Here is a 24,000-nt window from a genome sequence, read left to right as displayed (position 1 = left end):
CGGCAAGCTAAAGGCTGCGATCCGAAGATCGCAGTCTTTTTCGCCTTCACAGATTGCCGCTGACTGTCACGTAGTCTCCGACTTCCAGCGCTTCTTGCAGCCACTGCCCGAACGCGTTCCGAAAATCGGCTTCCGCTTCGTCGCGCGGGCGGATACTTTGCAGTTCCTCCGCGATCGCGGCCCATACGGCTTTGGGAACAGGGTTCTCCCAGCAAGGGTCGAACGATTCGACCCGTTCGCCGCTTTCGGGATCGGGCAACGGATATTTGAGGCGGAGCCGGGCCAGAATGAATTCCGCGTCGATCTCATACAGAAAGATGCGGCGGAATTCCGCAACCGGCTCGCCGTTTTTGGCCGCGAAAAACGTGAAGCCCACGTTTCGTCGAGGCCCTGCATAGTGCAGCTTCATGATCTGGGTCTTGTTCATTTCGGCATCGCGCTTTCCGGTTTATTTGTAATACGAAGTGGTCAAAGGCACAAACAGTTTGCCGCCGTCTTTTAACTCTCCGTACACGTAAAGCTCTTTCGAACCGGAGATGTTCACGGTGATCGTTTTGAGGCCTTCGCCGCGCGCGATCGAGGTGGATTTCAGTTCTTTGCGCGTATCGCTGTCCAGCACGACGAACTTGGTAATGTCTTTGTCGAGCGCCGCAGCCTGAAGCACGAGCGTCGCGTATTTTTTATTCGGGTGCAGCATGAACGAACCTTCGCGGTCGCCATCGCCGTCGTTGTAATACACTTCTTTGTAGTCTTTGCCCGCGTACGTCGTTTTGGCCGGTTCTTTGGTATGGTACATATCCGAAAATCCTGCCGCGATCGAGACGCCTTGCGTTTGTTCGCCGAGCTGAACCAATCCTTTGGCGGCGTCGTAACGCACCGGCACGTCCAGCGCGTCGGCGACGGAACGAAGCGGAAGATACGTAGTGCTATTGTATGTAATCGGAGCGGAGGACGAGGTGAAGCTTTGACCGTTCACTTGGATCTTTAAGCCGGTATTGAGAAAAGCCTGAATCGGCTGCAAATTCGATGCCGCGAACGCTCCTACACCCATGCTGAAAAACATTCCTGTTCCGATCAGAGCTGCTGCCGTTTTCTTTTTCATGTCTGGAAAGCCTCCCGAAAGTCAAAGTATAAAACGCTTGCAAAAACTTTATAAGAAAAACGGAAATAAAACAAGAAGCTTTTTGCTTGCATGACCAAAGACCCAATCTGTTCGAAAGAAAGAAAACTCCGAAGCTTAAAAGCGAACGTGCATTCGTTTTCTATGGATTTTATATGCTATACTTAACGAAAAAAATGGTGGAGGACGTTATGGCTGTAACTTTGTATCGAAAACGTATCGTTTTAAAACAGGTCGAGTTGTTTGTACTGGATACGCAAACGGAAGGGCCGGCGATTGTATGTCTGCATGGCCGATGGGGAAGAGGAGAGACATGGGCAGATCTGATGCGCCGTTACGGTGACCGTTACCGGGTGATCGCTCCGGATCAACGCGGTCACGGCTTGAGCGGCAAGCCGCTTGCCCGGTACACGGCCGAAGAGATGGCGAAAGATGTGGTTGAACTGCTCGACGCGTTAGGGATTGAAACCTGCATGCTGGTCGGACATTCGATGGGGGCGCAGAATGCCGCCCATGTCGCAGCCATGTATCCTACCCGCGTATCCAGCCTGGCGCTTCTCGACAAGACTCCGGCAGGACCGTCCGTTCGGATCGATACGCCCCCGGAACAGCTTCCTGCCGTCGACCCGTTGACCGCCAATTGGCCGCTGCCGTTTTCCGATCGTGCAGCGGCCCGTGACTTCATGCGCCGCGAACTGGACAGCGAGCTTGCTTACGAATATTTTATGAACAGCCTGATCGAAACACCGGACGGCTATCGCATGATGTTCAGCGCTCAAGCCATGGCCGCCAACATCGCATACAATATCGACTGGTACGCTCGGCTGGGCGAGATTGCTTGTCCGACGCTGTTGATCCGGGCGCAAGATGGAGACAATATGCCGGACGACGTATGGGAAAAGGCCAAACAGCAGTTGCCTGATTGCATGGCACGCGAAATGCCGGGGCCGGATCATAATGTTCATCTGAGCGACCCCGAACGGTTTTACGGATTTTTGGATGAGTTTTTGAAAATTGAGCGTTAAAAAAACAAAAAGCCGTTCCGGCGAGCCGAATAAATCGGCAGGCCGGAACGGTGTTTTTGTGCCCGGTTCCAGAAGAGTCCAATCAGGCAGCGGTATAGAAATATCGACGAAAGTTCATTTTACCGGTAAACGTTCAGCTCTGCGACCGACCACCAGTAATCGGCAGAGCCTGTTTGTACAATACGAAGATAACGGGACGTTTGCGAAGTATCCAAAGCAGCGTCGACCCCGTCGGTTGTTCCTTCGCCGGAAGATACCTGCGTCCATTCGGTTCCGTCGGCAGAAGTCTCGATCGTATACGCACGTGCATAATCATCGGGTGCGGATAGGGAGGTTAACCGCACGCGGGAGAACGTAGTTTTTTCGCCCAGATCGACCCTGATCCATTGCCCCGGAGATTGGACTTCGCCGGAAGACCAGCGGCTGGAGATATCGCCGTCCAGCATAGAAGAGATCGCATAGTCCGCACGTTCAGGTAAGGACGTGGTCACAGTCCAGTGCGTGCGATCCAACAATGTAGGAAGACCGTCGTGCGGCGCGGAAGGATCGCGATCCGGCGCAAATACGGTCACACCGGAGATCGACCACCACTGCGAATGCTCCGCTGTCAATTCGATCCGCGCGTAACGTGCGGACTGCGGTTGGAAAGAAGACACGACCTGCGCACCGCTGCCGAATCCTTGCGCCACAGGTTCGCTCCAGTTCACGCCGTCAGCCGATACGGAAACGGCGTAACCGCGTGCGTAATCGTCGGCACTGCCGGTACTGTCCCAGACAAGCTGGCTGAATTCGATCGCTTGGCCGAAGTCCAGCGTCAGCCATTGGCCGACACGCTGCTCCGTACCTGTCGACCAACGCGTGCCGGAGTTACCGTCCAGCACGGCAGCCGGCTCTTGGCCGGAAGCGGAAGACGAAGCTTGCGCCGTCCATCCTGTCGGTGTCAAAGCTTTCAATTTGCCTGTGCCGTTGTATTGCACGTCAAGCTCGGAGATCGACCACCAATTGGACGATTCTCCGGTTTGCACGATTTTGATATAACGTGCCGCTTGTTGCCGGAAGGTGGAGCGGACGACCGAAGTTTCTCCGCGTCTTCCTGCGGCAACAGGTTCGCTCCATGAGCGCCCGTCTTCCGACAGCAGAATCCGGAAGCCGTCCGCACCGTCGCCGATGGATCCGCCTGAATTCAGTACGACCGTATCGACTGCGGATAAGCGACCCAGATCAACCGTCACCCATTGCCCGTTCGTTTGCGGACGCCCGGAGGTCCAGCGGGTGGAGATATCGCCGTCGAGCATAGCGGCAGCGGTGTCGGTTCCGTTATCGGCAAATGCCGTCACCTGCCAATCTTCGCGGCTGCCCGGCCCATGATCCGGAATCGGTGCCGTAGGTTCTTCCGGTTCGCTCGGCTCCTCGTTGTTATCCGAACTGCCGTTGAACGAAGCCAGGCGAAGCTCGGCAATCGACCACCAACTGTCGGTGCTTGCCGTCAGCTCTACGCGGATGTACCGGGCTTGCTGCGTCCCCAAGTCAACCGCTATGCCTGCCGAGTCTCCTGCGCCGGAAGCAACGGCTTCCGACCAGTCTTCGCCGTTATCCGAGACGAATACCTCATACCCGCGCGCATAGTCGCCGCCGCTTGTGCCCGAGTTCATGAACAAGGTATCGAAGCTTTGCTTCGAACCGAGATCAAGCTGGAACCATTGCGCGGCGTTTTGCGCAGCGCCTGACGTCCAACGTGTGGACAGATTGCCGTCGATCATGTTGGATACCGGATCGCTGGCCAGATCGGCGGAAGCGGTCAGCGTCCAATGAGTCCGATCCAGATAGCGGATGCCGCTGGAGCGATCCGGCTGCGTGACGGTTTCTTTTTTCGGATCGACTTGCACGAGTGCTTTCGGATGAACGACCGCGGAACCGACCTTGCCATTCGCATCGTAGAACCCGACCGTTTTGGACGCAGAAGAAGGGTTCCAGATTTGAGCGGCATATCCGTTCGTTCCTTTATACACCGTGACTGCCGGATCATCGCTCCAAATCTCCGCGGTGCGGCTGCCCAGTGCGTTCATGGAATGAGTGAACCAATACGCATTGAAAATTTCGTTTTGCTGCATCAGACCGGCATCCCATTTGGCCAGTACGGCCTGCGGGTCGCTTAATGCCTGGAAAGGCCAGATGATATGCTGCCAACTGCGTTCCCGATCGGCGCTGCCGCCGCTTTGTTTACGGATATCCGCAAGCAGGCCGTCATACAGTGTCGCGGCTTTTTGCGGATCGCGTCCGTAAGCCGACATCCATTCGCCCAGCGGCAACCAATGAATCCCGTAAATATGTTCGGCGTCGCCGGAGAAGAACGTGGTATACGCATAAGCGCTGCCATAGACATGTCCGGCCGTTTCGTGCGTGTAACCCGGCAGGAAGTTATCCCCGTCGTAATCGAACCAATATTGCTCCGCCGCTTTCAATTCCGTGGTGAAGCCCCAGATCGCGGCATCCCGGTAATCGGCATTGTTCGTGACTTCGCCCCACATGAACTGTCCCACCCAACCGAACAGAGCTTCTCCGGCTGCTTCCTGGTTGTTGCCGCTCGCGTTGTCCGCGAAACCGCCTGCCCAGGAATGGCCTTCATAGGGATCGAAATTGCGCATCCAGGGGTATAGGCTGTCGGTACGCGAAGGGTTGGCGTAATCGCGAATCAGATGCTCGACCATATCCCCATAATCGCGTACGAAGTCTTCGTCGTATTGCCCCAACACAGCAGACGCGAACGCATAATACCCGTAGGTGAAGTGATGGTCGGTCAGCCCCGTATTCAATCCGAAGCCGCTGGCATACGGGAAGATCGAGCCCCACGCCGGAGAGTAATGGAAGTAATGCGAATGCTGCGGCTCGTCTTCGGAATACGTATACCAATCCGTTAAAATGCTGCGTAGCGTGTCCAGATACAGATCGCGCCGATCCGTGTCTCCGATCTGATCGCTGACCAGCACGCCCATCGCCAGCGGATGCAGCTTTTTGCCTTGCCAATATGGATCGCGGCTCATCAGTCCGGCTGCGATGTCCGCATCCAGCATATCAAGGTAGGCACTGAGCTGCACGCGGGAATAACCGGCAGAATCGCTCGGCTCGGCAAACTGCGGCAGCAGGCCGCTGAAGCGATCCTGCGTCGTGAACGCGTTTCCTTCATGCACTTTCAATACGCCACGCACAGAAGGATAAGTCAGTCCGGTCAGCTCGGACGTCGTGATTTTCCATTGGTGCGGCAGCAATGTCGCTAGCGTCTCACTGGAGAATCCGTCCCGTTTGGACTCGGTGCTTGCCGTGAAACGAGTGGTAACCCGTGCCGATTCGGCGTTGTAATCATAATCAACCGCGGTATCGGTTACGAAGGCGTAGCCGTGCAGCCGATACAGGGAAAGGTCGTCTGCCGAAGGCAGCGCGGCCAGCGACAGATAAGCTTCGTCCCCCGCGAACTTGATTTTGATCGTGTCGCCAAGCTTCATGAAGGTGGTTCCCGGCGGAGCGAACACGCCGTAGTTCCGTTCGAAAGTCTCCGGCACGGGCGCCCGGTCCGTGTTCGTGATCGCAAGCCCCACATGATCGGCGGTTATCGTATCGCCGTCTTGCAGCTCGATCGTACGACCGGATTCGTCATACAGGCGCGTCAGATTCGCCGTACGCAAGACGACGGCATCCGGGTTTTCGAAGGTGTGGTACAGATACGGCGAGCCTTTGACGAAAGTGGTTTTCATTTTCGCTGTGTCATCGTCGCTCATCACCACGTCAACGGAGTAGTCGCCGTATCCGGTGACCGTAGTCTGAACCTTGGCCGGATTGATCGACGCTTCATTGATATACAGATCGGGCTCGCCGTCCGCATTGACGGAGCCGCCGTCCGAGGACGCATAACCTGCACCGGGCGTCATGACCGCGAGCCCCATCGTCGTATATTTATTTTTAAAAGGAAGCGTGATAACGCCGTTGCTTTCGCCCAGATTGAAGATCAGCAGCGATTGCCACCAGTCATTGGACGGGAAAGGCGCCTTCAATCCGTCCGAGACAAACTTGGGACTGCGCGGTTCAAGCTGGGACAGATCGCCGATCTCATAGCTGCCTGCGCCGACTTGGACTTTCTCGATCGTTGGCAATTCCGGGATGTCGTAAACAGGCTTGGCATCGCCTTCACGGTACCCCGGCACTTCGAACTCGAACAGCGAATAGCCGTAATCGTTGCTTCGCGCGAGACCCTGCATTTTTATGTAACGTGCTTTCGCATAAAGGTCGATTTGCTCTTTTTTGCCTGAGCCGTCCAGTTGACGATAGATCGTTTTCCAATTCTGTGCATCGTCGGAGATCTGAATATTGTAGGCGCGTGCATAGGAATTTTCCCAATCGAAACGCACGCCGCCGATTTCTTTGCTTTCGCCCAGATCCACATAAATCCAACTATCCGTGCGGAACATGGAAGCCCAGCGTGTATTGCGGTTGCCGTCGGTAGCGTTTTCGGCCAGATAATTATTCGGAACCGGCCGTTCGTTTTCCGGGCGGTTCAAATGTTCGTCGATTTCCAGCGAAGATGCCGTAACCGGCCGATTCAATGCCAGATTAACAGGAGCGGGGCGGAGGTCATCGTTTAGCCCGCCTGTCCCGTACACACGCAATTCCCAGATCGAGATGCCGTAAGCGGCTTGGGAACGTTGGGTGCTGAACAAACGCATATATCGGCCTTGAGCCTTCGTGGCCAGCTCGATCTTTTCTTTTCCGCCGCGACCGTCGGTTGTGTCGTAGACGTCGCGCCAGTTTAGCTCATCGTCCGATACCTGAAGCTTGTAAGCCGTTGAATAAGCGCCTTCCCAATCGATCTCGACCCGAGATATATCCGCTGTTTTGCCCAAATCCAGATAAATCCATTGCGGGTCCCGTTTCCAGACACTTTCCCAACGCGTATCCGCCAGGCCGTCCGTGGCCAGATTCGGCGTACCTCCGCCTAGCGACGATGAAGCATAAACGGGTCGGTTGGCCGACAACAAACGCACGGCCTCGCTCGCTTCTGCGGCCTGCGTCGTTGCGGGCTCGAATCCGATTGCACTGCTAACCCCTCCAGTCAGCAGCATAAGCGCCAACGCCGCATTCCGCCAACGCCGTTGTCCGCTTCGCCGTGCAGCCCGACTTTTGCCTGTCCTTGTTTTCTCCACCTTTCAATCTCCCCCCAAAATTCACTGTAATCATTCCGCCAAGACCGACAAACACGTTGATATATTCGGTCCTTCGGTACAATCTCCTGTTCATTTCTGCAAAAAAATGTGAGAAACGCTCTCTAAACGTAAAAATAGACGAAAAGGAGGGGGCCTATCGAACTAAGCGAACGAGCAAGCGAAAGAATATTTGAAGAGTGCGTACAAAGTGGATTAAGAGGCTGAAAAATCTGGATAATGTTGAGGGAAAATAAAAAACCGTCTCTGCCAAGTGGACAAAGGACGGTTTGGTTACACCGAAAAACACGAACATATCAAGCTTTGTCAAGTTCTTCGGCATGAGAAACTCGGTTTCGGCCGTTGCTTTTGGATGCGTACAACGCCAGGTCGGCACGCTCCAGCAAAGATTGTTCCGTCGATCCGGATCGCGAGGTCTCCACGCCTACGCTGATGGTTACGCGATGCGTGCCAAGAGGGGTGTTTTCAATAACGGAACGAATTTGCTCGGCGGTGGCGCATGCGCCTTCACTGTCGATCGCAGGGAGTAGCACAACGAATTCCTCTCCGCCAAACCGTGCACAGATGCTTAAAGGTCCAGCCGTTTCGCGCAGTAAGCGAGCCAGCTCGATGAGCACAAAGTCTCCGACGGGATGGCCATACGTATCGTTGATATTTTTAAAATGATCGATATCGACAATGAGCAGGGAAAGCGGTTGGTTGTTGTCTATGCTGGCCAAAAGTTCACCGCGCAGGCAGTCTTCGAAAAACCGACGATTATGCAGCCCTGTCAGCGGATCGGTCGAAGCTAGCGTCTCCAGGCTGCGATTCATCTCCAGCAGTTCTTGCTGTTTGTTCTCGTACTCCTTATGCAGCGCTTCCAGCCTGTTATTCACTTCGCGGGTAGTCTGGTACAGCTCTTCCAACTGGCGTTTGCTGCGCAGGGTATCTTTTTCGTACTCCAGCCGTTTGCGCATCAACAGGGCGACGCAGTCGATGACCGCTTCGCCGCAACGCTCTTGTTTGATCCCGTTGACCAGCACCGGCACGCTTTGCTTATCGGCCGCCCGAAAAGAGAAGTACATTTCGTCCACCCGTTGATACAGCTGAATATGCGGATAAAAGTACGTATGGAAAAAAATTTTGTTGGTGGGGGACATGACGGTTTCGATATGTCGTCCAATTAGCTCGTCTGCGCTTTGGATACCGAGCATATTCAGGAAGGTACGATTGACGGACTGGACGAATCCCGATTCCGAGATTGAAAAATAACCGCCGGGCGCGCAATCCAATTGATTATCCATAGGCGTACTGCCTTTCTTCCGGTACGTTTACAGTCCGGCCAAATATTGATCGATTTGCGTGTAGGTTTCTTCCGGTTGGCTGAGTTGGGGATAATGCCCTTTGGCCGTCAACCGGCTTAATGTGCTGCCCCGCAAGTTGCGGTGCAGATAGTCTCCCACTTCGAGCGGCGCGATACTGTCGTCTGCACATTGCATGATGAGTGTCGGAACCTTGACGTCGGCCAAAATATCGCGACAGTCGCAGTAGAAAGTGACTTCGGCGAATTGCCGGGCGATTCGCGGATCGCGCGAAGCGAATTGGCGCTCCAATTCATCGGCCAGCTCGGCGCGGTCCGCGTTTTTCATGATGGCCGGAGCCATATAGCTGGCCCATCCGCTGAAGTTGAGCTGCATCATTTCAAGCAGCTCATCAATATCCTCGCGATCGAATCCGCCGTAATAATCCGGAAGATCGTTCAAATAACGAGGAGAAGGTCCGACCATGACCAGGCGATCGAAATATTCCGGGTGCAGCGTAGCCGCAAGCGCGCCGATCATGCTGCTGACCGAATGACCTACAAATATGATATCGGTTGTATCCAGCGTTTCGATCACGTCCAGAAGATCCCGGGCATAGCCCTTTAGACTCGAATATTTGGCCGGATCGTATTGATCCAACTGGGATAGACCCGAGCCGACGTAATCAAACAAAACAACGCGGTAGCGATCGGCAAAACGCGGAGCGACAAGCCTCCACATTTCTTGGTCGCAGCCGAAGCCATGCCCGAATATAATCGTTTGGCTCCCGCTGCCCAATACGGTTACATGATTGCGTTTCAGAATATCCATCGCCATTCATCCCTTCTTTCGTTCCGTCTATCTTTGGAATCCATATCGCTTCCCATCCTGTAAGTGTCCCATAATTCTGTAGAAGGGTTAAGTGACTTTTTACTCATTATTATAATGAAAAATGTCGGATATTGGTGGGCGGATCAATAAAAAAGAAGACCGCGCGGCTGCGATCTTCAGGCTGTTGAGAAAGTCACTTCGGCTGGGGAAGCGAGAAGACTCCGAGAAAGATTCGTTTCGGTCGCGTGTTGAAATCGGGAAAAAGGATTGAATTTCTAGCTGAATTTTCCCGATTTCAAAGGCGAACGCTATCGCTCCTACACTGAACCTTTCTCTACGTCTCCTCGCTTCCTGGCACATTGGACTTTTTCGACACATCGAAGATCGCAAAGCTGCGATCTTCTTTTCTATTTGCTTTGTAGAGGAGGGAGTTTCAATTGCATTTCATCGGCGTATTCAGAGGCTACGGTTTCCAGGGGAGCGGTGGTGTCGTCTCGTAAGTGATGATCGAAGAACGCATTGAGCAGGTCGGTCGTGAGACGTGAAACGACGGGGCCGTCGATAGAGATGGTGGGTTCGACGGCTTTCAGCACTTCGTTCGCGACCACGGCCATATCGCAAAAGAACCAGTGGGTGCTGCCCGGGATGATGGCGTGGGTCAGGTTGGGGTCATCGGTTCGGAAATTACCGGGCAGATGGCTGTCCGAAGTCGAGATCACAAGACCGGGTACCGGGATGTGACGATCAAGCAGACCCGCGCCGTATTGCCAGCCGTCCAGGTTGACCGCCGCGAGAACTCTTGGGTCGAGCAATGCGGTATGAAGGGACGACGCTCCGCCAAGCGAATGGCCGAACAAACCGAACCCGTGCGTATGTAGTCGTTGATGTAGCCAAGATTGCGGATCGTCTGCGATTCGTTCGATTTCATCGAAGGCCGCTACCGTATGCCGAGCCCAGGCTTCGACGCATTCGCGCATCGTATGGGCTTCGCGCAAATAGCCGGAAATTTCGTCCAGCGTAAGCGAGCCGGGATCGGTTTTGCCGATTTTTTGCATGTAACGCACATTGTCTTCCGTGGCGCGGGCGATAGTCCCGTTGTTGATGCCGACCTTGCTGCCATCGCTGAGAATCGTACAGAACGCATCGCCGGGATGGGACAGCGCGAAAACGACATAACCCCGGCTGGCCAGTTCTTCGTGCTGGATCAGATTCGACAGGTGAAAAGACATATAGCCGTGCGAATAGACGACGACAGGGAAAGGCGCATCCTGCTCCGCGACCGGTGCGTTCGCGTAACTGTGCGTCGACATCTCGGCAACCGCGCCCAGCAGAGGCTCGAACGATTGGTATAAAGGCATGGCGAGCTGCATCTCCACCATTTGCGGATCGGGATAATACGGTGCCGGTGCGTCCGTTATATGCCGTGCCGGATAGAAGCAGCGAAAAGCAATCTCTTCCGAACCTTCAGGTCCGTCGCAGGCAAAGGTCCCGTCATAAAAACCAACAGCATAAGAGCCGGAAGGCTCCGGTAATTGAGGTACAAGCAAAGTCATGAAGTCCCTTCTTTCCGGTGGTATGAGCTTTATTATATCGAATTCCCACGCAACTTGCCCAACCGGAAAAACCGCTAGAATTTACTTTTCCATTATTCATACCCCCACTCACCGAAAACCCAAGCGGAGAGCGAAATTCAGTTCAAAACGCCTTTGAACCCGGAAAGTTGAGGATGGCATATATGCCATCCTCAACTTTCCGGGTGAGACAGCGTTTTGAACGGATTTCTCCCGCAGCGCCTTTTTCGCCATCCCCCTCTAACAAGTTAGCAGGATTCTGGCGATAAAAATAAAGGATGTCCAGACAACAGATAGGGGTGTACACATGCTAAAAAGAAAAAAATTCAAAAGCCTTGTCGGGATTTCTGCGTTGATTGCTCTGCTGTCGTTGACGGCTTGCGCAACTCGCGAAGAAGCCACGATGGCAAGCGCGCAAGAACGTCCGGAGATCGGAGTCGTGTTGTCCGATGTAGGGCTTGGAGACCAGTCGTATAGCGACGCCGCTTTCCGCGGACTGGCCAAAGCGCGCGACGAGGAAGGCATTTTATTCGACTATAGAGAAATCGCGCAGACAGATACCTACGACGAAGCGTTCAAGCAACTCGTTGAAGGAGATAACGATCTGATCATCGGCCTGGGTTACATGGTCAAAGACAGCCTGGAGAAGATCGCCAAAGAAAATCCCGACCAACAGTTTCTAATCGTAGACGACTCGTCGGAACTGCCGAACGTCGCTTCGATTACTTTTAAAGAAGAAGAAGGCAGTTATATGGCAGGCGTTGTCGCCGGACTGTCCACGAAAAGCGGTCATGTCGGCTTTCTCGGCGGCGTCGAATCCGATCTGCTGAAAAAGTTCCAGTTCGGCTACGAGCAGGGCGTCAAAGCGGCGAATCCGCAGGCTGACGTCAAATCCGTATACGCGGGCGACTTCGGCGATTCCGATCTGGGCACGTCGATCGCGACTTCGATGATCCAAGACGACGATATCGATGTGATCTACACGGCTGCCGGACTGACGGGGGTCGGGGCTCTTCAGGAAGCGCAAAAGCAGGGGACCTATGCGATCGGCGTCGATGCGGACCAATTTTTTATTGCCGAAAAAGCCGTAGTCACCTCGATGATCAAAAACGTGGATAACGCGATCTTCAGCGCGGTACGGACTTTTAATGAAAACGGCGGCAAATTCCCACAAAAGGATATGGTATTCGGTCTCAAGGAAGAGGGCGTAGGTCTGGCTCCGATTCGCGTGGTCGAGTTGACGCCGGAGCAGCAAAGCCTGATCGACAAGCTGACGCAGGACCTGATCTCGGGCAATATCACCATTCAGCTTCCCTAAAACCGGACAGAGGAGTTTTTAACGATGAAATTACAGGGTAAACTGCTTCTGAATGCCATGATCTCGCTGATCGCTTCGTTGGTGCTGGTCGGCTATATCATTTTTCAATTGCTGCAAATCAATTCGCAAAACCAGACGCTCGTGCCGGACATGATGAACGTGCAACAGTTGAACGCGGATCTGAGCGGCTTGGGCCAATCGCTCGACAGTTACTCGTTCTCGATGACGGAGAGCAACAAGGCCGATGTGACAAGTCAGATCGAGACGGTAAGCGCAACATTGGCTTTGCTGACGAGTTCGGAAGAAACCAGCCTGGATACGGAAGAGCAGCGCTATTGGTTGGCGTCTCTTTCGACGAAGTTTACCGAGCTGTCCGAAGGGGCGCTTCAGGCACTGAACAGTCAGGATAGTCCGGAAGCGAAGCGTCAAGCCACACGTATCCAGGGCATTCAAAACGATGCGTATCGCCTTGACCTTCTGACGAAGGAACGTTACGACATCTACACATCGAAGCTGACGGCGGATATCGAGCTGACCTGGCATATTGCATTGGGCGGAGCGGTGGTGCTGCTGATCGCGCTTGGCTGGTTTAACGCAAGTTTTGCGCGCAAACTGGCTCGTCGTACACGCACGATGAAAGACGCGGCGGTACGGCTTGCGGACGGGGATTTGAGTCTGCATCTGGCGAAGTCCAAAGGGCGCGACGAACTGGACGAACTGAACGATGCTTTTGCGACCATGATCGACAATCTGCGCGGCATCGTGCGTTCGATCGAGTCGAGCGGCGGCGTGCTGGATCGCGTAGCTAGCGAACTGGACGGTCAAAACGACAAGATGCAGGAGATCGTTTCCCAAGTGGCGACCTCGACGGAGGAGCTTGCGATCGGCAGTCAGCGCATTGCGGAAGATCTGGGCCAGACTGTGGAAACGGTGGACGGCATGCAGCGCAATTTTGAAGTGAACTTGTCCGAGACCGAGCAATCGTCGTCGGCAACGGAAGAAGCGCTGCGTTTTGTCGAGCATGGTGAATCCGTAATGCGCGAACAACTGCGAATCACCAGCGAGAACCGCGCTGCGATGTCCGAGGTGGAGCAGACCGTCAACGAATTGGAAGCCAGCGCGAAGCGGATTGCGGCGATGACCGAGCATGTGGCGCAGATCGCGAAGCAAACGACGCTGCTGTCACTCAATGCCTCTATTGAAGCGGCTCGCGCCGGGGACGCAGGCAAAGGCTTTGCCGTGGTGGCGGGCGAAGTGAACAAGTTGGCGGATCAATCCGATTCGGCAGCGCGTGAGATTTTTGCCACAGTAGAAGAAATCGCCGCCGCTATGACCCGCGTAAAAGGTTCCGTTGAACAGAGTCTCGGTCTGTTCCAGCGTCAGGAGGAGGCTTCGACGACGACCGAGCAATCTTTTGCCGCAATCAGCTCGCAGGTGCGCCGTATTTCCGGCAGCGTCGGCAAACTGTCGCAGGATATGGAAGAATCGCGCCGTCTGAATATGCAGGTGCAGGCCGCGATCGAGAATATCAGCGCCGTGACCGAGCAATCTGCGGCGGGCAGCGAAGAAATCACGGCTTCCACGGATGAGCAAAAACGTTCGTTCGAAGAAATCGGCGGCAAAGTTAAAGAATTGTTGCAAGTGCGCGAAGAGATGCAGCGTGAGCTGGCAAGATTTAAGTTGGACGCGTAATCAATCTTATAACCCTATACAAATGTATCTCAAAAAGACCCAAACCTTTTCCATCCCGAAAGCGTTTGGGTCTTTTACATACAAAAAATATTTTTCTATAAAAAAGTAAGCGAAAAGTGTTGCGCATCGAAAAAAGTCGTGCTATGATTCATTCATAACAAAAAGTTAGTAACATTTAAAAATTAACCTAAAGAGAAAAAGAATGCGAATGGTGAAGTCGACCTTTGCCCATGCGCTTTCCGATCTCACCCAAAAACAAATTACTGGAGGAATTAATCATGGAAAAGTTGAACATCGGTATCATTCTCGGAAGCACGCGCGAAGGTCGTCTGAGCCCGCAGGTAGGCGAATGGGTACAACGCATCGCAAACGAACGCGGCGACGCCAACTACCAAATCGTCGACATCGCCGACTACAAGCTGCCGCTGCTCGGCGAAGCCGATGCCACCGCACAAGCTACCGCTTGGAACACCAAGCTGGCCGAACTGGACGGATTCGTATTCATCGTTCAAGAATATAACCATAGCATCTCCGCTTCCCTGAAAAACGCTCTCGACTATGCGCGCGAAGCTTGGAACAACAAAGCAGCCGGCATTGTCAGCTACGGCTCCGTCGGCGGCGCCCGCGCAGCCGAACATCTTCGCGGCATCCTGGGCGAACTGTCCGTAGCCGACGTCCGCGTACATCCGGCTCTGTCTCTGTTCACCGACTTCGAAAACGGCGCGACTTTCAAACCGGCCGACCTGCACCTCGTGAACCTGAACGGCATGCTCGACCAAGTCCTCGCGTGGAGCGGCGCCCTGAAAACCCTTCGCGCATAAGCCTTTAAGCTGCCTTCGAAAGTCACGTGTGCGTGGGAAGCGAGAAGACTGCGAGAGAAATTGCCAGCATACGCTTCCGAAGTGCTTTTCTTCGAAATGCTTCACAATTCGCTGTCTCACTTGGAAAAGTCGATTGAAATTTTGAGTTGAAGTTTTCCAAGTTCAAAGGCGTCTCGAACTGAATTTCTCTCTCCGTCTTCTCGCTTCCAGCTACGTTGGACTTTCGAGAGACATTAAAGGCGTACACGCTCAAGCTTAGTCAGTTCTTTTAATAGTTTTAAATTTTGCAATACCGTAAAGCTAAACCCTCTGTTAGCTTGCGATTTGATAGATTGGACTCCGAACCTGCGAAATGCAGGGGCGGAGTCTTTTTTTGTTTGATGGGGAACCGAGCGAAGCTATGGAGCATGTTTTTGAAATCGTGTTTTAGTTTTGACAATCCAGCTAGGAATTATGGAGCACGGAGAGCTTTTGAATCGCAACAGATCAGGAAGCGTTGAAGTTCCAGAAGTACTCATATAACGTAGTGAAAGAGATGGGATATGAGACGACCGAGGAAGTATACGATAACGGTTTGTGGAAAGAGTACCGGGACAACTCAAAAGAAGAGATGAAGCGGGATTTGGGGATTGATTACGTAGGCAAGATCTACATTTTTGGATTCAGTTATGATTACGTAAGAAACGTACTTGTTCATTTAGAAGAAATCGAAGCAAAGCAGCTCGACTAATACATATGAAAGATAGAGGCTGTTCGAGATAATCGAGCAGCTTTTTTGTTTTAACTTAAAATTTTGTGAGTTTTACTTCTTGTAATAAAGTATTTTTTTATTCTATCGAGATAAAAATCAGACAGAGTAAAAGTAGGCAGAAAGAAAGATCTACATATAGTAAGATTTATACTTAGGATTAATATTGTATCAAAAAAACAGCCCTTCTCCAATTAAACGCAAATACGCGTTATCAAGAATAAGAGCTGTTTTGTGAGATTTAAATACTAATCTCATTGGTTTCTTGAGGCCTAATTTAAAATATCAATTTCTTTAGCAGCTGCCTGTGCAGGGAAAGAAGTATTTACTCCTCCACGTATCGTCACTTTGATTCTATCGCCAACGTTATAATCTTCAGTATTTAATGGAGTGTCTACACTAATCCAAGTTGCATTCGGATCTGCTTTTTCTAAAATTTGATTTTCAGTATATCTACTCGTATCCGCCTCTTCTTTTGAAAGATTTTCTACCACTAAGATTTTGCTATTTTTTATAGAAATGATGTAGCCTTCGATTAGCATTACGTCTGACGGAGTATCGTCTGCGCTATCATTGTTGGTTTGGGATTTATTTGTACAGCCCAACAGAAGCACAACCATAGATGCGATTAAAAATAAGGTAATTAGTTTATAGGAGCGAATAAGAATTCTCCTTTCTATTTAATTAGTAACGCTCTCAGGAAGTAATACTTTTATCAATACTCTATAGATTACTACCTTACCAACTCTTAATCATAGGATTATGTTCGCCTGGAATCCGCACGCTTCAGGTGGGTCCAGGCGGGCATAACCTTACTTTTAGTATTGATGAGGTACTACCAGGTTATTGGTGTTACATTTAACCTGGCCATTACATGTGTTACATGTGAATACGTTCCTAAGTTTCTACCATTGACTGTAGTGTTTCCTTTATTAACACCCTTTAAAATACCATCGGCAAAGACAGTTCCTCCGCTATCTCCAGGAGTAGATGTATAGCTTGCTGCTCGAAGGTTATTGAAATAAATATCAGCATAGTAGGCTGAATGTTGTTTAGCCATTAGTATGCCTGAAGTATTTATTTCTCCCCTATTTCTGCCTGACATCCATACCATTTCACCCAAAATATCATTTCCAGCCGTTTGTATGTTGTTTAAGCCATAAACTTCGCCATATACATAATTACTAACCCATGAACTAGAGTTTAACGCAATAGCAACTGCATCTACTTCGTTTCCACGATGATATAATGTAGAAGTAGATCCAATATTTTGATTTCCTTGGTAAATCGTTACTCCCGGTCCCCAACAATGTGCTGCCGTAATAAAGTAACGACTACCGTTTGAACCCAACGCTGCAAACCCCAAAGAACAATTCCCTGATGTGTTAGGGGAAGAATCAATTGTTAATCCGCCCTCCAAGGGACTGTGATTTGTGGTTCTTGAAGTATTAAAAGTTACAGCTTCATCCAAAGTTTCTATAGAAAATAACGAAGCGCTATGACCAGTTAATTTAGTTAAATACCCAATCAATTTCTCTTTATCGTTTGATCCGCCAACAATACCGATTTGAATTTTTTGGTTTATAAAATCATCTTGTACATAATCTAAATTTACAATAGATGAAATATCCTCATGATGGTTTGCGATTAATTCAGCTAAGCTTTCAATCTCTTTCTGTGAATACCTCACATTAACAAACTCAATAGGAATTTCTGAATACAAGTTTTCTATAGAGGCCATTGATTTTGAAATTGTATTATCAGTAACATTTTTCAATGTATTAATCTTTGGAGTTTCTTCTTTCAGTGCGATTACCGCAACGCCACCTTTGGATTGGTCAAGATATATTCCTTGAAATTCTTCTTTTAAAACCAAGTCTTGCTCAATATAAGATAGAATTTCAGGCATTATTTCCGTTTGCAAATCTAATCTTTCGTCTAATGCTTTTTCCTCTTCTTGAGTCATATAAAAGCCATATTTTTGAGAAAGACTATAACTATCTGTTAGTGAAGATGTTCTGGCTTGTGGTGTCTCAAGACCAAATTCTTCTCTTTTTGACATGCTTTCACCTAGTTTGTTAAAACTCTCAATAGGCTCCGAAGTCGATGCGCTTAATTCACTTACATTAGTTCCCATTAAAATAAACGATAAAAATAATGAGAAAATCCAAATTGTTTTCTTTTTCATGGGTAACCTTCTAATAGTTTTGTTATACTATATTAAAAATATGGTATATTGTAAATTTAAGGATAAGTATTTCTCTTAGTGGATACGTATATAGGCTTTAGAAGAGCATTTAGCCAACAAGTCATTAATTGAGTATTGGACTTATTAAGATTTCCATCATATCTATCAACTGTAGAGGGACTTAAAACTGAGTGGACGTTGCGGGAAAAAAATCGATTCTTCTTGGCTAAACTGTACCCTATTTTTCTGTCCAACTAAGTGTAGTCGATGCACCTCCCCATCCAACTTAACAACACAACTAAAAAAGCCCGCCTCCCTTTTTACAAGGAAAGCGGGCCGTACTTTCTTTTACTGCGCAGCATTCTTCCGAACGCGAATCCGGTTGATCAGGAAAGTAATTGCGAACACCGCAACCAGAATAACGAAGAACACTCCGTGTTCCATGTGATAAATATCGGCTGTTTCGAGAATCATCTTCAACCCGATGATGAAAATCAACACGAACGCCGCATTTTCCAGTTCCGGAATTTTGTCCATCAGCTTAAGAATAACGGTAGCGACGAGACGCATCATCAGGATACCGAGCAGGCCGCCTGTGATCAGAATCCACGGGTTCGGCGAGATCGCGAACGCCGCAAGGATCGAGTCGATCGAGAAGGCGATGTCCATCATTTCGACGGTAATGATTGTACGAACGAACAGGCTAAGTCCGGTTTTGGCCAGCAGTTTTTGCAGCCCCGATTCTTCTTCTCCTTCTTCGTCATCTCCGCCTTTTCTGGCTTTATCCCAGAAGTGCTTGATGGCGATCCAGAGCAGGTACGCGGCGCCGATGTACTTGACCCATGCGATCTGAACGAGATAGATCCCGACGCCGATCGCGATGATCCGGAAAATATAAGCTCCCCATAATCCGTAAAGCAAAGCTTTCTTTCTTTGTTTTTCCGGGAGCTTGTTGACGATTGCGGCGAGAACGAGTGCGTTGTCCGCCGACAACAGTCCTTCGATGATAATCAGCGACAAAATGAATCCCCAGCCCGCAGGCGTAGCAAACGCTTCGAGGAAGGTGCTCATTTCGAACAAATGGCTGTAGCCCATTTCCATTCCGTTACAATCCTTTCCTGGTTATATGTTTTTAGTTACAGTTGCACGTTTGTTATACGTGCGAAGTTGCATTGCGTTTCAAAGAATTTTAGAAAATTTTTGACTGGAAACTGACGTTGCAAGCTCCTTTCCCGTTAGAGGTTATGAATGAAAGTGTAGCATAATCGCCGCAGATGCGCAGGACAAAGTTCGATTCGCAGGGGAGCAAGGACGGGTAACGGGTAGAAAGACATTTATTAGGCGCAGAAGGGCGGCGTATTATTCATGAACCGAACGGCAATCCATACGATCGGCAACGCAAAATTCAACGTATCCGTGCAAGGTCAGGGAAGCCCGTTGGTTCTGCTGCACGGCGCGTACTGCAATCTCGATGTATGGAACGAACATGTCGAGCTGCTGGCGCGAAGCTTTACGGTCATTCGTTACGATCAACGGGGGTACGGCCGCAGCGACGCGATTACCGGTCCTTTTTCCCATCACGTCGACCTTAAACATATTCTCGATTACTTCAACCTGCCCCGCGTATCGATTATCGGCTCATGCACGGGCGGGGCGACAGCAATCGATTTCACGCTGGCTTATCCCGAATATGTCGAGCAACTGGTGTTGGTGGCGCCTTCGCTGAACGGAACGCCGCCGCCGCTGCGGCTGATCTGGGAACGGCTGCTTGATCATCGGCGGGTAAAAAGCGAGGGTATCGAGCGAGCGGCAGCCCGGTTCATGCGCAGTCGCTACTGGCGACACGTCGTCCCGAGAGAACGCAGAGGGCGCACGCGTCTCAAAGAGATGTATTTGGCAAACGGTGTCCACTATCGTTCGCGGCTGAGCATGCAGCGTCCGCTGATGCCGCTCGCCCGCAAACGTCTGCATAAGATCGAATGTCCGGTGCTGATCGTCGAAGGGGAATGGGATTCGCCTTTCAACCGGAAAGTGGGACGTTATCTGCGCGAGGAGATCATGCATGCTTCCTTGATCCGTATGGAAGGCTGCGGCCATTTTCCTCAATTGGAGCAACCGCTGGAGTTTTCGGCGATTGCGATGAGCGCGTTAAAAGCGGTTCCGGCGGGACGTTTTCGTTAATTCAGGACTATAGAACGGAATAAAGATTCATAGAAATTTGACAAACTCGATACAATTGTAATTTTTTGATTTGATCTCCTCTAAATGTTTCTTAACTTGTATAATGGTAAGTAAATGAGTATAAGAAACAGGAGGTCGGTTATGAAAAAAGGATCTTTCGTATCGCTTGTCTTGGTATTGATCATGCTTGTAGGAGGATTTGTTCCATTGACGGAAAAGGTAGCTTCGGCTACTAACGTATCGAACAAGCAATGGCTACAATTACCGTCCGGCGTCAAATACTACGGGGAAGTGGCTAATGGGAAGCCGCATGGACGCGGAACGTTGACGTGGAGCGAGAACAAAAAGTATTCGGGAGACTTCGTAAACGGGAAAAGAAGCGGCACCGGAACCTACACAAATACATATGTTGATTTCGATAGTTCTCGGTTGCACGAAATTATCTATACCGGAAGCTGGAAAAACGATAAAATGAACGGCGAAGGCACGCAAACGGAAAAAGTTAAAGAGAATGATTTTGATCAGACAGTTACATTGAACGAAATTAAAAAAGGTACCTTTAAAGATAATGTTTTCGTCAGTGGGTATGATGTAGCTCATGGGCTTTACGATCCTGATTTTAATTTTATTTATAAAGATCAGAAAAAGTATTTAGAAATCATGCATGGTAATAAAAATTTAATTTACAACTGGAAAAGCGGCGATCTTATGGGCGTAACCTATAAAAGAAATGCAGTCATTTATGATTATGGAGCCATACCTTATGAGAATAATGAAATTGCAGAAAAACAACGTCGTGTCACTCTCATGCACCTTCGTACTTTTACCAAAGAAGTTACACCTTATCTGAATCAATTTGAATACCTATCTAAACTGATTCCTCTTGAATAAATGTATTTCAGCTTTTCATACGAAAGGAATGTTGGGTCCATGAAAAAGAAATTCGCGTGCTCGCTGATGTTGGCGTTGATTCTTCCGTTCGGCGCGTTCGCTCCGGTCGGAGCCGGCACGTCTTCGGTTCAAGCCGCTTCGGCGAAGCAATGGCTGCAAATTTCTGCGCGCACGACGTATTACGGCGAAGTCGCGAACGGTCAGCCGCACGGGCGCGGAACGATCAAGTGGGGCGAGGGCAAGCAGTATTCCGGCACGTTCGTGAACGGCAAACGCAGCGGAACCGGCAAATACGTCAACACGTATACCGACGACCAAACAGGGCGCGAGCATACCGTCGTGTATAACGGGACATGGAGCGGCGACGCCATGCACGGACGCGGCACGAGAACGGAAAAGGTGACCGAACCGGGCGGCATGATTTTCTCGGACGGCATTCAGATCGGCGTATTTCAAAAAAACGCGTTAAGCAAAGGTTACGAGGTCATTCACGCGATGGCGGACCCCGATTACAGCTTCTCCTACCGCGCGGCGGATTATCGGCTCGATATTTTGGGCAGCAATATGAGCCTGGTGCAGGATTGGAAAACGGGAACGCTGTTCGACGTGCAATACCGCAAAGGTTCTGTCCGCAAAAGCTATTCGCTGTTCCAGGGACAGACGTCCGCGGAAGAAAAAGCGCGGTTGTCCTCGTTGAAATACCTGCAAAGCGTAACCGGCGAAGTGACTCCGATCCTGTGGCAGTTCAAAGCGCTGTCGGAGCGGGTCACGTTGAAAAAACCGCAGTAAACACATTGTGTCTCGCGGAAGTCGCGGTACCCCGTATCGCGCATCCGGCCGTTTTCCCCGCATATCGGCGGAAAACGGCTTTTTCGCGCGCAAAAAAATTCCCTGGACGCGGTCCGGGAACGCTTCTTGATCTTGCTATTCGCGCCGGGCGCCTTACTGGGCCAGCGCTTCTTCGGTAATGCGTTTGATATCGACCGGCGACAGCGACTCTTCGTTGACCATTTCCGGCAGGATATGTTCCAGGAAATAATCGACGCAGGCGAGCTTGATCCGCTTGATCTTGACGAGCGCGTTGCGGTACATCACGACGAACTCTTTTTCCGTATTGCCTTTTTGCAGCTCGGAGAACGCTTCGTACACCTGATCCATCTTGTCGGCGACTTCGAGAATCAAGCCTTCGATCGAATCGTCTTTGCCTTCGCGCAGTTGGTTGCGGAACGTCGGCTTGAACTCTTCCGGAATATTTTCCTCGATAAAATGCGCGATCATGCCTTCTTCGACCTGTTGGATCAAATGGCGCAGCTCGGGCGAAGAGTGTTTGACGGGCGTTTTGATGTCTCCGATAAAAATTTCCCCGTAATCGTGGCTGCTGGTGATCTCGTAAAGCTTTTTCCAATCAATGACGGCGCCGTGCTGTTCCTCGATATCGGCCAGCGTTTTGGCGTATTGCACGACTTTCCAGGAATGCGCGGCCACGCTGTGTTCTTCGAACTTGAATTTGCCCGGGCAGCGAATGATGCGTTCAAGCCCGGTGAGCGAGCTGAAATAACGGTGGATTCCCATGGCTGTTCCTTCTTTCCGTAGTGTGTGGAGTATGGCGTATAGAGGAAGACCTTTTCAGTATAAGCAGGCGATATTCGGAGAATATTAACGAGGGGTTAAAAAAAGGTCAAATTTCCGGAGTTGTCAGGTAAGGCGATAACGCGTATGATATATCTAATAGATACATATATTTTAGATATATGGAGGTGCGCATGGGGAAAATCAATACGACGCAGTATGCGGTACTGGGCGTGCTGACCCTGGGGGAAAGCTCGGGCTACGAGGTGCGCAAGCATTTCGAGACGGCGGTCAGTCATTTCTGGAGCGAAAGTTACGGGCAGATCTATCCGGCGCTCAAAAAGCTGACGGAAGAAGGGTACGCCGAAGAGGTAGAGGGCGGCGAGCGTTCGCGGGGACAAAAACGCTACCGCATCACGGACGAGGGAGAGCGGCGGTTTCGCGACTGGCTGGGCGGCCCGATCGACCCGGTGAGCTATCGGGACGAGTTGTTGCTGCGTACTTTTTTTGCCCGGAAAAAGGACATTCCCGCCGTGCGCTTTTTGTTCGAACGCGAGTTGGCCGGGATGCAGCAGGCGCGCGAAGCGTATTTGAAGCAGCAAACCGCGTTGGTACAGCATGAAGGCGGCGAGGAGCATCCATTTCTGGCGCTGACGTTGCGTTACGGAGAATTGTTCGTCGAAGCGCGCTACGCCTGGTGCACGGAAGCGCTGGCGCTGTTGGATCGGCTGGAAGGAGAGAACGAATCATGAAGGAATCATCATATATACAAAAGCTGCAACCGCATAACAATGCCTGGTATCTGGCGGAAAGCTTCCAAGTTCCGAAGAACCAAAGCAGAGACTTTAAAACCTATTACAAAAATACGCTGTCGCCACTGCTCGATTCCTACCAACGAACAGGCGATGTAGGCGCTCATGCCCTGCATCGTTTGCGATTCAAAGCAGAAAAGCATGGCGAATTCGAAGCCTGGAGCTTTTTGCTTCTCATCGAAGTACGAGACGCGGAAGTCGCGAAGACGTATTTGGCGAAAGCCCAAACCTTGCCCGCGTTCGAACAAGCATCCGTTGTCCGTCGCGAGCTTCTGGTGTCTACACCGGAATCCAACTACCCCAATCCTACGGCCCAGGTACGCGAGCGCAACAGAAAACCGTTCTTCGCCGTGGAATACGTAGACGTACAGCAGCCTTATTTAAACGAGTTCCGCGAGATCATGATCCGCCGCAACGGCCCGGCAATGCGTCATATCATGGAACACACCCGCTGGTGCCACAGCATGGTCGCATTAGAAACCGTCGAAGTCTGGGAAAGCGTCCCCCAAGCGCCTTCCTGGAACCAAATCCACGTTATCGGACTCTACCCCGAATCCTTCCTTCGCTATAAAAAAGACTTTGCCTCCGGCCTTGCAGCCAGCGGAAGCGACATCACTTTCGAAGAAAACTTCGGACAACTGAAAAAAATCCGCACCATGCTCTACAAAACCGTAGGCAGCCGGATCGGCGGGGATTGAGACGTATATGAATAAAAAGAAGCCTTCTTTATTAGATGAAGAAGG

Annotated in this window: 19 protein-coding genes; 9 read left to right on the top strand and 10 right to left on the bottom strand. The window is 50.9% G+C overall.

What is annotated here, in order from left to right:
* Window positions 1-46 precede the first annotated feature (46 nt).
* Complete coding sequence (locus tag WKI47_RS05270) at window positions 47-427, bottom strand: hypothetical protein (RefSeq protein ID WP_340226113.1); 381 nt, start codon at window positions 425-427, stop codon at window positions 47-49.
* A gap of 21 nt (window positions 428-448) precedes the next feature.
* Window positions 449-1,102, bottom strand: a complete 654-nt coding sequence (locus tag WKI47_RS05265; protein WP_340226112.1) for a stalk domain-containing protein — start codon at window positions 1,100-1,102, stop codon at window positions 449-451.
* Between the two features lie 209 nt (window positions 1,103-1,311).
* Between WKI47_RS05265 and WKI47_RS05260 the strand changes: the two genes are divergently transcribed.
* Complete coding sequence (locus tag WKI47_RS05260; protein WP_340226111.1) at window positions 1,312-2,145, top strand: alpha/beta hydrolase; 834 nt, start codon at window positions 1,312-1,314, stop codon at window positions 2,143-2,145.
* 119 nt (window positions 2,146-2,264) lie between these two features.
* Here WKI47_RS05260 and WKI47_RS05255 read toward each other — a convergent pair whose 3' ends face one another.
* From WKI47_RS05255 to WKI47_RS05240, 4 genes are all read right to left on the bottom strand, one after another.
* Window positions 2,265-7,337, bottom strand: coding sequence for a discoidin domain-containing protein (locus tag WKI47_RS05255; protein WP_340226110.1), 5,073 nt, complete (start codon window positions 7,335-7,337; stop codon window positions 2,265-2,267).
* Between the two features lie 314 nt (window positions 7,338-7,651).
* Window positions 7,652-8,638 (bottom strand): sensor domain-containing diguanylate cyclase, encoded by a 987-nt coding sequence (locus WKI47_RS05250; RefSeq protein WP_340226109.1) that lies wholly within the window; start codon window positions 8,636-8,638, stop codon window positions 7,652-7,654.
* A gap of 27 nt (window positions 8,639-8,665) precedes the next feature.
* Window positions 8,666-9,472: an alpha/beta hydrolase gene (locus tag WKI47_RS05245; RefSeq protein ID WP_340226108.1), complete on the bottom strand. Its 807-nt coding sequence runs from the start codon at window positions 9,470-9,472 to the stop codon at window positions 8,666-8,668.
* Between the two features lie 401 nt (window positions 9,473-9,873).
* Window positions 9,874-11,019, bottom strand: a complete 1,146-nt coding sequence (locus WKI47_RS05240) for a hypothetical protein (protein WP_340226107.1) — start codon at window positions 11,017-11,019, stop codon at window positions 9,874-9,876.
* Window positions 11,020-11,344: 325 nt separating this feature from the next.
* On the opposite strand from WKI47_RS05240, the gene WKI47_RS05235 reads away from it, so the two are divergent.
* From WKI47_RS05235 to WKI47_RS05225, 3 genes are all read left to right on the top strand, one after another.
* Entirely contained in the window at window positions 11,345-12,355 is a 1,011-nt protein-coding gene (locus WKI47_RS05235; protein WP_425355431.1) for a BMP family lipoprotein, read from the top strand.
* 24 nt (window positions 12,356-12,379) lie between these two features.
* On the top strand, window positions 12,380-14,047 hold the full coding sequence (locus WKI47_RS05230) for a methyl-accepting chemotaxis protein (RefSeq protein ID WP_340226106.1): 1,668 nt from the start codon (window positions 12,380-12,382) through the stop codon (window positions 14,045-14,047).
* Window positions 14,048-14,325: 278 nt separating this feature from the next.
* The gene (locus tag WKI47_RS05225; protein ID WP_340226105.1) at window positions 14,326-14,868 is read left to right on the top strand and encodes an NADPH-dependent FMN reductase; all 543 of its coding nucleotides are present in this window, start codon (window positions 14,326-14,328) and stop codon (window positions 14,866-14,868) included.
* A gap of 1,020 nt (window positions 14,869-15,888) precedes the next feature.
* Here the strand turns inward: WKI47_RS05225 and WKI47_RS05220 are convergent.
* The 3 genes from WKI47_RS05220 to WKI47_RS05210 all read right to left on the bottom strand — a co-directional run bounded on the left by WKI47_RS05220 (window position 15,889) and on the right by WKI47_RS05210 (window position 18,905).
* Window positions 15,889-16,221, bottom strand: a complete 333-nt coding sequence (locus tag WKI47_RS05220; protein WP_340226104.1) for a YobA family protein — start codon at window positions 16,219-16,221, stop codon at window positions 15,889-15,891.
* Window positions 16,222-16,451: 230 nt separating this feature from the next.
* The gene (locus WKI47_RS05215; protein WP_340226103.1) at window positions 16,452-17,804 is read right to left on the bottom strand and encodes a S1 family peptidase; all 1,353 of its coding nucleotides are present in this window, start codon (window positions 17,802-17,804) and stop codon (window positions 16,452-16,454) included.
* A 348-nt stretch (window positions 17,805-18,152) separates the two neighbouring features.
* A complete protein-coding gene (locus WKI47_RS05210) occupies window positions 18,153-18,905 on the bottom strand; it encodes a TerC family protein (protein ID WP_425355430.1) in 753 nt (250 codons plus the stop codon).
* A 264-nt stretch (window positions 18,906-19,169) separates the two neighbouring features.
* On the opposite strand from WKI47_RS05210, the gene WKI47_RS05205 reads away from it, so the two are divergent.
* The 3 genes from WKI47_RS05205 to WKI47_RS05195 all read left to right on the top strand — a co-directional run bounded on the left by WKI47_RS05205 (window position 19,170) and on the right by WKI47_RS05195 (window position 21,665).
* Window positions 19,170-19,985 (top strand): alpha/beta hydrolase, encoded by an 816-nt coding sequence (locus WKI47_RS05205; protein WP_340226102.1) that lies wholly within the window; start codon window positions 19,170-19,172, stop codon window positions 19,983-19,985.
* 141 nt (window positions 19,986-20,126) lie between these two features.
* Window positions 20,127-20,876 carry a hypothetical protein gene (locus tag WKI47_RS05200; protein ID WP_340226101.1) on the top strand — a complete coding sequence of 250 codons (750 nt, stop codon included), beginning with the start codon at window positions 20,127-20,129 and terminating at the stop codon, window positions 20,874-20,876.
* Between the two features lie 39 nt (window positions 20,877-20,915).
* Window positions 20,916-21,665, top strand: coding sequence for a hypothetical protein (locus tag WKI47_RS05195; RefSeq protein ID WP_340226100.1), 750 nt, complete (start codon window positions 20,916-20,918; stop codon window positions 21,663-21,665).
* 153 nt (window positions 21,666-21,818) lie between these two features.
* Here the strand turns inward: WKI47_RS05195 and WKI47_RS05190 are convergent, their stop codons facing one another.
* Entirely contained in the window at window positions 21,819-22,448 is a 630-nt protein-coding gene (locus WKI47_RS05190; protein WP_340226099.1) for a YfbR-like 5'-deoxynucleotidase, read from the bottom strand.
* Window positions 22,449-22,639: 191 nt separating this feature from the next.
* Between WKI47_RS05190 and WKI47_RS05185 the strand changes: the two genes are divergently transcribed.
* Window positions 22,640-23,197, top strand: a complete 558-nt coding sequence (locus WKI47_RS05185; RefSeq protein WP_340226098.1) for a PadR family transcriptional regulator — start codon at window positions 22,640-22,642, stop codon at window positions 23,195-23,197.
* Window positions 23,194-23,955, top strand: a complete 762-nt coding sequence (locus WKI47_RS05180) for a hypothetical protein (protein WP_340226097.1) — start codon at window positions 23,194-23,196, stop codon at window positions 23,953-23,955. Before WKI47_RS05185 ends, WKI47_RS05180 begins: the two co-directional genes overlap by 4 nt.
* The last annotated feature ends 45 nt before the right edge of the window (window positions 23,956-24,000 follow it).

It is taken from the genome of Saccharibacillus sacchari (assembly GCF_037722395.1).
In the GTDB taxonomy this organism is placed as follows: Bacteria; Bacillota; Bacilli; order Paenibacillales; family Paenibacillaceae; genus Saccharibacillus; species Saccharibacillus sacchari_A.
This window is presented reverse-complemented; position numbering and strand designations above follow the sequence as displayed.

Excerpts from the sequence above, each read along its gene's own strand:
- WKI47_RS05200 (WP_340226101.1), top strand. The coding sequence starts at position 20,127 with ATGAAAAAAGGATCTTTCGTATCGCTTGTCTTGGTATTGATCATGCTT.
- WKI47_RS05205 (WP_340226102.1), top strand. The coding sequence starts at position 19,170 with ATGAACCGAACGGCAATCCATACGATCGGCAACGCAAAATTCAACGTA.
- WKI47_RS05180 (WP_340226097.1), top strand. The coding sequence starts at position 23,194 with ATGAAGGAATCATCATATATACAAAAGCTGCAACCGCATAACAATGCC.
- WKI47_RS05190 (WP_340226099.1), bottom strand. The coding sequence starts at position 22,448 with ATGGGAATCCACCGTTATTTCAGCTCGCTCACCGGGCTTGAACGCATC.
- WKI47_RS05235 (WP_425355431.1), top strand. The coding sequence starts at position 11,345 with ATGCTAAAAAGAAAAAAATTCAAAAGCCTTGTCGGGATTTCTGCGTTG.
- WKI47_RS05195 (WP_340226100.1), top strand. The coding sequence starts at position 20,916 with ATGAAAAAGAAATTCGCGTGCTCGCTGATGTTGGCGTTGATTCTTCCG.
- WKI47_RS05230 (WP_340226106.1), top strand. The coding sequence starts at position 12,380 with ATGAAATTACAGGGTAAACTGCTTCTGAATGCCATGATCTCGCTGATC.
- WKI47_RS05245 (WP_340226108.1), bottom strand. The coding sequence starts at position 9,472 with ATGGCGATGGATATTCTGAAACGCAATCATGTAACCGTATTGGGCAGC.
- WKI47_RS05185 (WP_340226098.1), top strand. The coding sequence starts at position 22,640 with ATGGGGAAAATCAATACGACGCAGTATGCGGTACTGGGCGTGCTGACC.
- WKI47_RS05210 (WP_425355430.1), bottom strand. The coding sequence starts at position 18,905 with ATGGAAATGGGCTACAGCCATTTGTTCGAAATGAGCACCTTCCTCGAA.
- WKI47_RS05240 (WP_340226107.1), bottom strand. The coding sequence starts at position 11,019 with ATGACTTTGCTTGTACCTCAATTACCGGAGCCTTCCGGCTCTTATGCT.
- WKI47_RS05225 (WP_340226105.1), top strand. The coding sequence starts at position 14,326 with ATGGAAAAGTTGAACATCGGTATCATTCTCGGAAGCACGCGCGAAGGT.
- WKI47_RS05215 (WP_340226103.1), bottom strand. The coding sequence starts at position 17,804 with ATGAAAAAGAAAACAATTTGGATTTTCTCATTATTTTTATCGTTTATT.
- WKI47_RS05270 (WP_340226113.1), bottom strand. The coding sequence starts at position 427 with ATGAACAAGACCCAGATCATGAAGCTGCACTATGCAGGGCCTCGACGA.
- WKI47_RS05265 (WP_340226112.1), bottom strand. The coding sequence starts at position 1,102 with ATGAAAAAGAAAACGGCAGCAGCTCTGATCGGAACAGGAATGTTTTTC.
- WKI47_RS05260 (WP_340226111.1), top strand. The coding sequence starts at position 1,312 with ATGGCTGTAACTTTGTATCGAAAACGTATCGTTTTAAAACAGGTCGAG.
- WKI47_RS05250 (WP_340226109.1), bottom strand. The coding sequence starts at position 8,638 with ATGGATAATCAATTGGATTGCGCGCCCGGCGGTTATTTTTCAATCTCG.